The sequence below is a fragment of the Cryobacterium sp. Hh38 genome (assembly GCF_004403235.1).
GTDB classification, from domain to species: Bacteria; Actinomycetota; Actinomycetes; order Actinomycetales; family Microbacteriaceae; genus Cryobacterium; species Cryobacterium levicorallinum.
Map to the genome: position 1 here is coordinate 1 of NZ_SOHD01000021.1, position 7,577 is coordinate 7,577.

General features: G+C 58.9%; 7 protein-coding genes and 2 pseudogenes. 2 read left to right on the forward strand and 7 right to left on the reverse strand.

Going from position 1 to position 7,577, the window contains the following annotated elements:
* Positions 1 to 495, forward strand: a pseudogene (locus E3T41_RS07165) (IS30 family transposase); the annotation flags it as partial.
* Between the two features lie 38 nt (positions 496 to 533).
* Here E3T41_RS07165 and E3T41_RS18450 read toward each other — a convergent pair.
* Positions 534 to 983 (reverse strand): annotated as a pseudogene (locus E3T41_RS18450) (transposase); the annotation flags it as partial.
* A gap of 752 nt (positions 984 to 1,735) precedes the next feature.
* Here E3T41_RS18450 and E3T41_RS07180 point away from each other — a divergent pair.
* Complete coding sequence (locus tag E3T41_RS07180) at positions 1,736 to 2,704, forward strand: bacteriorhodopsin (protein WP_241991064.1); 969 nt, start codon at positions 1,736 to 1,738, stop codon at positions 2,702 to 2,704.
* Between the two features lie 424 nt (positions 2,705 to 3,128).
* Here E3T41_RS07180 and E3T41_RS18195 read toward each other — a convergent pair whose 3' ends face one another.
* From E3T41_RS18195 to E3T41_RS07205, 6 genes are all read right to left on the reverse strand, one after another.
* On the reverse strand, positions 3,129 to 3,287 hold the full coding sequence (locus tag E3T41_RS18195; protein ID WP_166787545.1) for a hypothetical protein: 159 nt from the start codon (positions 3,285 to 3,287) through the stop codon (positions 3,129 to 3,131).
* A 423-nt stretch (positions 3,288 to 3,710) separates the two neighbouring features.
* Complete coding sequence (locus tag E3T41_RS07185) at positions 3,711 to 3,872, reverse strand: SOS response-associated peptidase family protein (protein WP_134477892.1); 162 nt, start codon at positions 3,870 to 3,872, stop codon at positions 3,711 to 3,713.
* A 391-nt stretch (positions 3,873 to 4,263) separates the two neighbouring features.
* Complete coding sequence (locus tag E3T41_RS07190) at positions 4,264 to 4,914, reverse strand: hypothetical protein (protein WP_134477894.1); 651 nt, start codon at positions 4,912 to 4,914, stop codon at positions 4,264 to 4,266.
* 203 nt (positions 4,915 to 5,117) lie between these two features.
* Positions 5,118 to 5,540, reverse strand: coding sequence for a hypothetical protein (locus tag E3T41_RS07195; protein WP_134477896.1), 423 nt, complete (start codon positions 5,538 to 5,540; stop codon positions 5,118 to 5,120).
* 39 nt (positions 5,541 to 5,579) lie between these two features.
* A complete protein-coding gene (locus E3T41_RS18125) occupies positions 5,580 to 6,338 on the reverse strand; it encodes a hypothetical protein (RefSeq protein WP_174775286.1) in 759 nt (252 codons plus the stop codon).
* 387 nt (positions 6,339 to 6,725) lie between these two features.
* Positions 6,726 to 7,340 (reverse strand): hypothetical protein, encoded by a 615-nt coding sequence (locus tag E3T41_RS07205; RefSeq protein WP_134477898.1) that lies wholly within the window; start codon positions 7,338 to 7,340, stop codon positions 6,726 to 6,728.
* Between the last annotated feature and the right edge of the window lie 237 nt (positions 7,341 to 7,577).

Genomic DNA, 7,577 nt, shown 5'->3' on the forward strand with positions numbered 1-7,577 from the left:
ACCGTAATGTGCTCCATCCACGAACGCCCAGCACACGTCGAATCCCGGCTCCAAGCCGGGCATTGGGAAGGAGACCTCATTTTGGGCTCCAGTAACGGCTCAGCAATTGCCACGCTCGTGGAACGCAAGACTCGCATGACGATCCTCGTCTTTCTCCAGAGCGACCACAGCGCACAAACCGTCGGTGACGCACTCATTGGTGCGTTCTCGAGCCTGCCGTCGTCGCTCCGGCGCACGCTGACATGGGATCAAGGTAACGAAATGTTCCATCACAAGCGCATCGAGACGAAGACTGGGCTTCGTATTTACTTTGCCGACCCGCACTCGCCGTGGCAGCGAGGGACTAATGAAAACACCAATGGGCTCCTGCGCCAATATTTCCCGAAGGGGACTGACCTCAGCCAGTGGGACCAAGATCACCTCAACGCTGTGGCCGACGAACTTAACGGTCGACCCAGAGCCTGCCTCAAAGACCGCACACCCCACCAGGCCATGAGACGATTAGGACACAGAACTAANCCTAGAAACTGCCCGCCGTTCAAGGGGCGGGACTGCCACGTTTGCATTTCCTCGACCACTTTGTCCGTGATGCGGGAGACGGTCTCTTTCGAGACTTGGGCGCCATAGATCTGGTTGAAGTGCGCGCTGATTTCCCCGGTCGTGAGGCCGCGGGCATACAACGACAGCACAACCTCATCGACCCCGCTCAGGCGGCGATGTCGTTTCGGCACGATCACCGGAGTGAACGTCCCGTCCCGGTCACGAGGCACCTGGATCGTCACCGGCCCGGTCGTGGGGCTGATCACCGTTTTGGCGAGGGTCCCGTTGCGCACATTCGTATCGTCACGTTCGTGCGGGGTATAATTCTTCTCACGGCCGAGGTGCTTGGTCATTTCCTCGTTCAGCGCGGTCTCGAGAAAGGTTTTGGTGAACTGGCCCAGCAGCCCATTGGGACCATCCAGGGTCAGGCCCTGCTCCTTCGCTCACCCATTTCTTCGCCGCCACCGCCTCACGGGTCGGATCAGATTTCGTCTTCTTCGTCACAGCATCAAGAGTCGTCATCACGGCACCTTTCCCGCCAAGCCCACGTCAGCGCGTCAGGCCGGAAACACGGTTTAAGAGACAGTTCCTCTCAGAGCGCTGGTCGCGAACGAGAGGCCCTGAACTGTGGTGATAAATACACATCCCGGCAGTATGGCCTCAAAGTTCCGGAGCGCGACGGCCTTGGGGGTGAGTTAGTCCCATCGAACTACACGCCCCAGACGGGTTATTTGCTACTCGGTAGAATGGGACAATGGGAACTTTACGGTACGGCTCGTCTGCAACGGATATTGACTTCGATGACCGTGCCCTTCATCACTTACAGATTGTGATTGTGGCGAAGTTGCGCAGGCGAGAGAGTTTCATTTTCAGCTGGGTTGCAGATAAGAAAACAGGGAGTGGTCGGACAAGTATTTGGTTGGATCCCAGTAGCACCCTCATTTTTCTTTTTTCTGGTAACCGAGCTTCCACAATAAACCGTGCCTGGATAGATACTCTGATGCTCTCAGCCAATAGCCCAGGTGGCATGTTTTTCAGCGCCGAACCAGACATGGCCAACACGACGCCGTTATCTGCAACTGTCCCGGCTGGACACCGGCGCTAACGGGTATGTTTGCATTTTCAAGCTGCACCAGCTTCAGGTGTTCACGATGTTCTTTGTCATCAACTCTGTGAAGAAATGCTTATGACTGACATGATTTCTGCCCCCTGGGAGGCTTCCCTGACCCAGGCTGAGCACTCGCTCATTTTTTACTTTCTGGCCCTCACCGGATCAGCTCTCTTGTTCGGGCTAGCTCGAACATGGCTAACTCGCGGGGAGGTTGGCCCCCGGTACCGGACCGCGGTGGTGGCGCGATCGGGTATCATGCTCGTCGCGACGCTATCGTACGTTTTTATGGTGCTAGCGTTCACTTCCGGATACGATCACGTTGGGTCGTTGTGGGTTCCGAATTCGGAAGCGATCATGACCATCGCTCCCCGATATGTGGAATGGTCCATCGCTGTCCCACTGTTATCAATTGAACTGCTCTCCGTCGCAACTCTCAGTGGCGTATCAGCTCGCCGAACTCGCCTCGCAGCCGTTGCGGGAGCATTTCTCATGATCTTCACCGGATTTCTCGGCGCGGTCGTCATCGGCGACGGTCGCAGCGTGGGCTCTCTCATTATCTGGGGCGCTATCAGCACCGTGTTCTGGATCATCACAGCGGTAATACTCATTCGAGCTATTCGCCATTCGTTGCCTCAGCTCACCCCGGAAGCTGCATCACTACTCAAAACAGCGACAATCTTCCTTATGTCCGGGTGGGCGGTATACCCGCTGGCCTACCTGATTCAGATTCTCTTTGCCGGCGGACCCTGGACAACGTCGATCCACATTATTCTTTGTACGGCCGATATCGTCGTGAAACTTGGCTTCTGTGGTCTCATCCACCGAGTAGCCAAACTACGCACGGCAGAAGATGTCCGAGCGGGCGTAGATATCCACACAGAAGCAATCTGGATCTCGTCCGTCAAACAATCTGACGCCGGTATCCCCACCGTCGTGTATCTGCCCGAAGGCGAAACCATTCATCAGCGTCGCCCAAAACCTTCCGACAGCAATGCCGCCGCCAGTTCCTCCGCACGTCAGTGGACTGACGATTTTCCCCCCACAGATCTCTAATCGCCGAGGTACTACAGCACCGTCCAATTCAGACCGTCTTATTAGATACCCGCTCATATCGTAAGCACCCGCACTCGGGTAACGACCATTCACGCCCTACTCCGTGCGAACTACGCACGAATAAGCCGGTACGCCTCAGCGGTCATTCGAGAGAACCGTGACGACTCATGAGAAGACTTCACTCTGTCTGCACTACACAAATACGCCGCGCGCAGGGTACGAATAAAATAAATGGGGCATAACGGTAATTCGAACAAGTACCGTTTCGGGATACTCAGTTGCCCAGGAGCGGGACCTCGACACCCTTCTGAGTATTTGCAGGTTTGAGGGCCAGTCAAGATTGCTTCCGGGGGCCTGAGATATTGGCGCCCGGCGCCAGACTGTCGCGCGGTCGGCGGCCGCTGGCGCCCGACCGCGCGAGCGGTTATGCTGTAACCTTGCCGACGGTGTGTTCTCGCATATTGTGGCCGCCGGTCTCAACCCAGATGGTGTTGTGCACGATGTGGTCCATAATCGCATCGGCGTGAACCCCAAAGCCAAGGCGCTGGTGCCAATCCTTCTGGGTGTATCGGGTGCAGAACACCGTTGATGCCGACTGAAAACAGGGCCAAAAAAACGCCCGGTGCAGGGCACGGGTGGCCCGCCTTTTTCACCCAGTCAGGCGATACGGGATACCTCAACTCGGCGCATGCGCCCGTGCAACCGCCTGCTGGCGAGCGGCGTTTAGAAGCCAAGGAATGGTGTGAACCGCTGACTGTCAGGTAGCAATGATCGCAGCGGGGGTTTCTAGTTGCGGATCGTTCACGCACGCACCAATGGCATTAGGCACGGTGCAAGAAGCGTTTACTTCCGCCCCGCCGCCCGTATGCGGGACGCCCTGCGGACTCTCCCCCGCGACGACTGGGTTGCGCATCGCGCTTGGGCGGGACGTGCCCGTATGACTCGCCCGTTGAGGATTCGCCCTCAGGTGCCTTTAACGCGACAACCGTTCAGCGCTCCAGCTGTGTTACTGCACTGTTTCGTCGTGGATCCATTCGCGCACGATGGGCGCCCGGTTCGTGGGGGCGACGCTGTACGAGGGCTGCCAGTCGGCGGCGTTGTCGCCGGTGGCGTCGAAGACGCTCAGCAACTCGTCAGTGTTGCTGGGGACCACGTATCTGCCGCACATGCAGTTGAAACTAGCTCTCCCCCGGCCTCGTCAGCAATGGGATCGTCCTGTTCCCTTCTGAGCGCCATCAGGGAGAGGGTCGTCAAGCGAGCCGAACGATGCGGCACTCGGGGCAGCACCAGTAGGGGCCCTCGTCGGTGCTCTCGATCACCATGGGCACCAGGCATCGTTCGCAGTTCGGCACACCCAGTTCATCGTCCATGACGGCAACACTACGCGCGCACCCGTGCTTGGCCTCGAGATCCGCCATCCGGACGCGGCACCCGGCCGCAGCGGGTTCCGCGCCGCACGTGACGAGGACCCCGTTCGCATGCAAGTACGCACGATATGAGTCGCAACAATCGGCCCCCATCTCGAGCGGGTACCAGCCACCATGACGGGACGGACGTGCTCAAGCATGCTCCCGCCCGCCCAACAGCGACGGGAATGCACCAACGAGCGTGTCGCGTGAGGCAGCCCGCTTCTCGACGAACGGGTAGGGGTCGTATTGCGCCAGCCCGGCGTCCACATAGTCGTGCTGCGACAACCGCGTGATGGTCTGGTCCAACGGGCCCTCCATGTAAATAACGTCCTCGTTGCCAACTCTCCGGAAGAGCGCGGCGACCCTCGCGAACGAGATCGAGTAGAGCCATTTATGCCGATCATGGTCAGACACGACCCAGATCGTCGCTGGTCCATGCTCCGATTGAGGATAGAACTCGAGAACGAAGGAGTGAATGAACAAGCTGACCAGCTCCTGAACGGTCAACTCGGTCTGGCGCTTCGAATCCATGTCGTAGTACTCCCAGTACGCCCACCGGTCATAGATCCCGGGAACACGACCCGTCAGAGGATGCATCCCGAAGGACACTCGTTCGCGTGACAGCAGTGACGACGTTTTCGCGGACTCGATCAGGCGCCGGATGGTGAACATGCCGACCATGAGGTCACGCTCGACGAGGAACCCCGTCCTTGTTGTCCATCGCTTCAGTTCAGCCCGTCGTTCCAGCGCGATAGCTACCTTAAGCAGCTCTTCTCGCCACGGCACGGAATCTGAGATCACGGTCGAAGTCTCGCATACTGACCTCCTTCGCGAGGACTACGAACGCGCCCCGCTATCCCAGACGTGAGGTGCATTACTACAGCCCGCAATCGGTCGTTTCTGGGCGTCGCGGCCGGGCCAGCGTCCAAGGCATCGAACCTCTTGCGGAATCACCTACTTCTAGAATCAGGAACACCAGTCGCCGTGGCTCATGCGGTGACCGGTCAGTCGTTTTCGTCCACTGGCATCTTTCCGACCACCCGGCGCCACTCAGCGTCCCGCTGAGCTTGCTCAGTCGCCATCGTCTGAAGGAACTGCTCTGTTTTCTTCTCCGAGAAGCCGGCAACCTCTATTTTAAACTCGCCGCGCTTGAGGATGACTCGCTTGCCATTGTGCCGTTGCACGAACGTCTTGATCATCAATGAGATGGCCACCAGCCCTCCGCCCGCACCGAGAAACTTCACGGCCTCGATTGCCAGGTCTGTGCCCGCGGAGAACTCCATGGTGGTGCCGTGTTCGATGCCGTTGTCATCGAGGAGGGACAGAATCTCGTCCCTATACTCCGGTGGGAAGCGAAGGTTGAACATACCGTCACCGGAGTGACCAAGAGTAACGAGGAGTGGGATCGATTCGGCATCGGCTGTCATCTTGAAAGTTTGACACTACGACGTCGGAAATTTTGGAAGTCAGGGAAATAGCCGTGGTGAGGCTGGCCGTGCGCATGGCTGGATCGCCATCGGCCCGTCGGCCTTCCCGCTAACTGCACTGCCCCACGTGAGCATCCTCCGGACTTCCGTCACAGTTGAGGCCCACGAGTAGGTTCGCACCGATGCCAGCATCTCCCGCCATGCTTCGTCGACCTGATCCGTGAGATCGATACCGTGCCGGCGAGCCTGGCCGACACGGATCGCGATTCCATTGGTGTGCTCGCGGTGGACTCCGAATTCCTGAACCTCAGCAGCAGTCCGCTCAAAGGCGCCCTGCACCCGATCATTCAGAGTGTCGATGAGCACGAAAATGCACGCGTCGAATCCAAATGAGCGGATCACGGAAAAGACAGCCGACGGGCTCGTCTCAGGACGAATGTTACGAACCTTGACCTGGATGCGTCGGCCGTCTGATGCGATCAGATCGTAGGCCTTCTCAGAATTCGGTGCCAGCGCACCTCCATACACAATCCCTGCCGCATACTCCGCCAGGTCACCGACGGGAGCGTTGTTCGTCCGAACAAGACCGCGCTTGCGCAGTTCCTCGAGTATTGAGGCATATGTGCCAAGCAGCTGTCCGACGGTCCAGCCCTCCCCGATGAAGGCCTGTCGCGATTCTGCCTCGACGGCCCCTGCGTTGCCGAAGTGTTTGCGGACGAGGTCAGCCTGATCGGTGGTCAGGCTCCAACGCTGCCACCGTTCTACCTCTGAGCGGATTCCGTTTGCGCGAAGCCCCACCCACGCACCTGATGCGGATCCACTCTGAGGTCCTCGGCGAGAGCTGTGGGCGTAATCGTGTCGTCATCGAGCAGCATGGCGTCGAGCCTAGCGAACTGTAGCGGGGCCAAAGGTTGTCAGAAGTCGTGCTCAGTGGGTATCTAACTGACCGAAACGATGGGTTCTGGGATCAGCATAGGGCCGAGCGCGCCCACCTGAATCTGCCGTCGAACTCCGCATCTATCCCGCAAATTCAGTGACAACCAGTGAAAGCCGCTAGCAGCGAAAAACGCCAGTGATCAGGGAAGATCGAAGATGACGGCACTCCGCAGAAACCCTTGACAGAGCCGCACTCTTACTCGCAGGCCGACCGGCGTATAGTCCGCGATGCCACAAAATCGTCGGCACCTAAACCGCCTCACACTCTCGAAGGACACGAACTGGCACTGCATCGTCAGGCAGTGCGTCGGCGCCGATGACGCGCCAGTCGTCTCCAAGTACCCCATGAAAGCCGAACAGGCAGATGATGCTCACCCAGCGCTTGATCGCGTCCGCGACGGCCGATCGCAGCTCCAGCTCAAAAGGATCGAAGTCGGCCCCATCGAGCACTCGTTGATAGTGGGCCGAGAGTGATTCGTTGCTGTCGATCGCGACTCGCTCCACCTCTTCCCACATCTCGCGTGACGATCGGGATTTGACCTCTCCGCCGCGGATCTGGTCCAGGTGGTGATAGCGACCGGCATCCGCGTAGTTCCTCAAAGTGCGGATCACAGCGGCCCAGACCGGGTCGCTGTCCAGGGTGCAGGTCCAAGTCTCAAGGAGCCGCTTGTGCTCCCAGTCTCCCGCGGCCACTACTTCTCTGAGCGTGGCGCGCAGCCGAGCATCCATCTCGTCCAGCGCGTGGCCCCACCCGTCGCGAGTGAAACCCATGGTCTTCGGCCAGCCCTCACCTCTGGACACCGCTGCGGTCCCGAGTGCAAGCTTCATCAGTCGTTCGACGCCGATCGAGTAGGTAGCCAGCACGGCGTCAAGATCGCGCTCCAGGGTGCCATCCTGACGGAGCAGACGGTCGGCGGATGCGAGGACCCTGCGCGCCGAGGTTACTTCGGGAAGCAGCCCGCTTAGCCACTGTTGACCGGTGAACTTTGATCCTGGCCCTGCCCCCGTTGAGTGGACACCTCACAAGAGAGAATGTTCACATGGGAAAGACACGCCGGGAGTTCACTCCTGAGTACAAAGACGAGGCCGTGAAGCTGGTGA

Excerpts from the sequence above, each read along its gene's own strand:
- E3T41_RS07180 (WP_241991064.1), top strand. The coding sequence starts at position 1,736 with ATGATTTCTGCCCCCTGGGAGGCTTCCCTGACCCAGGCTGAGCACTCG.
- E3T41_RS07185 (WP_134477892.1), bottom strand. The coding sequence starts at position 3,872 with ATGTGCGGCAGATACGTGGTCCCCAGCAACACTGACGAGTTGCTGAGC.
- E3T41_RS07195 (WP_134477896.1), bottom strand. The coding sequence starts at position 5,540 with ATGACAGCCGATGCCGAATCGATCCCACTCCTCGTTACTCTTGGTCAC.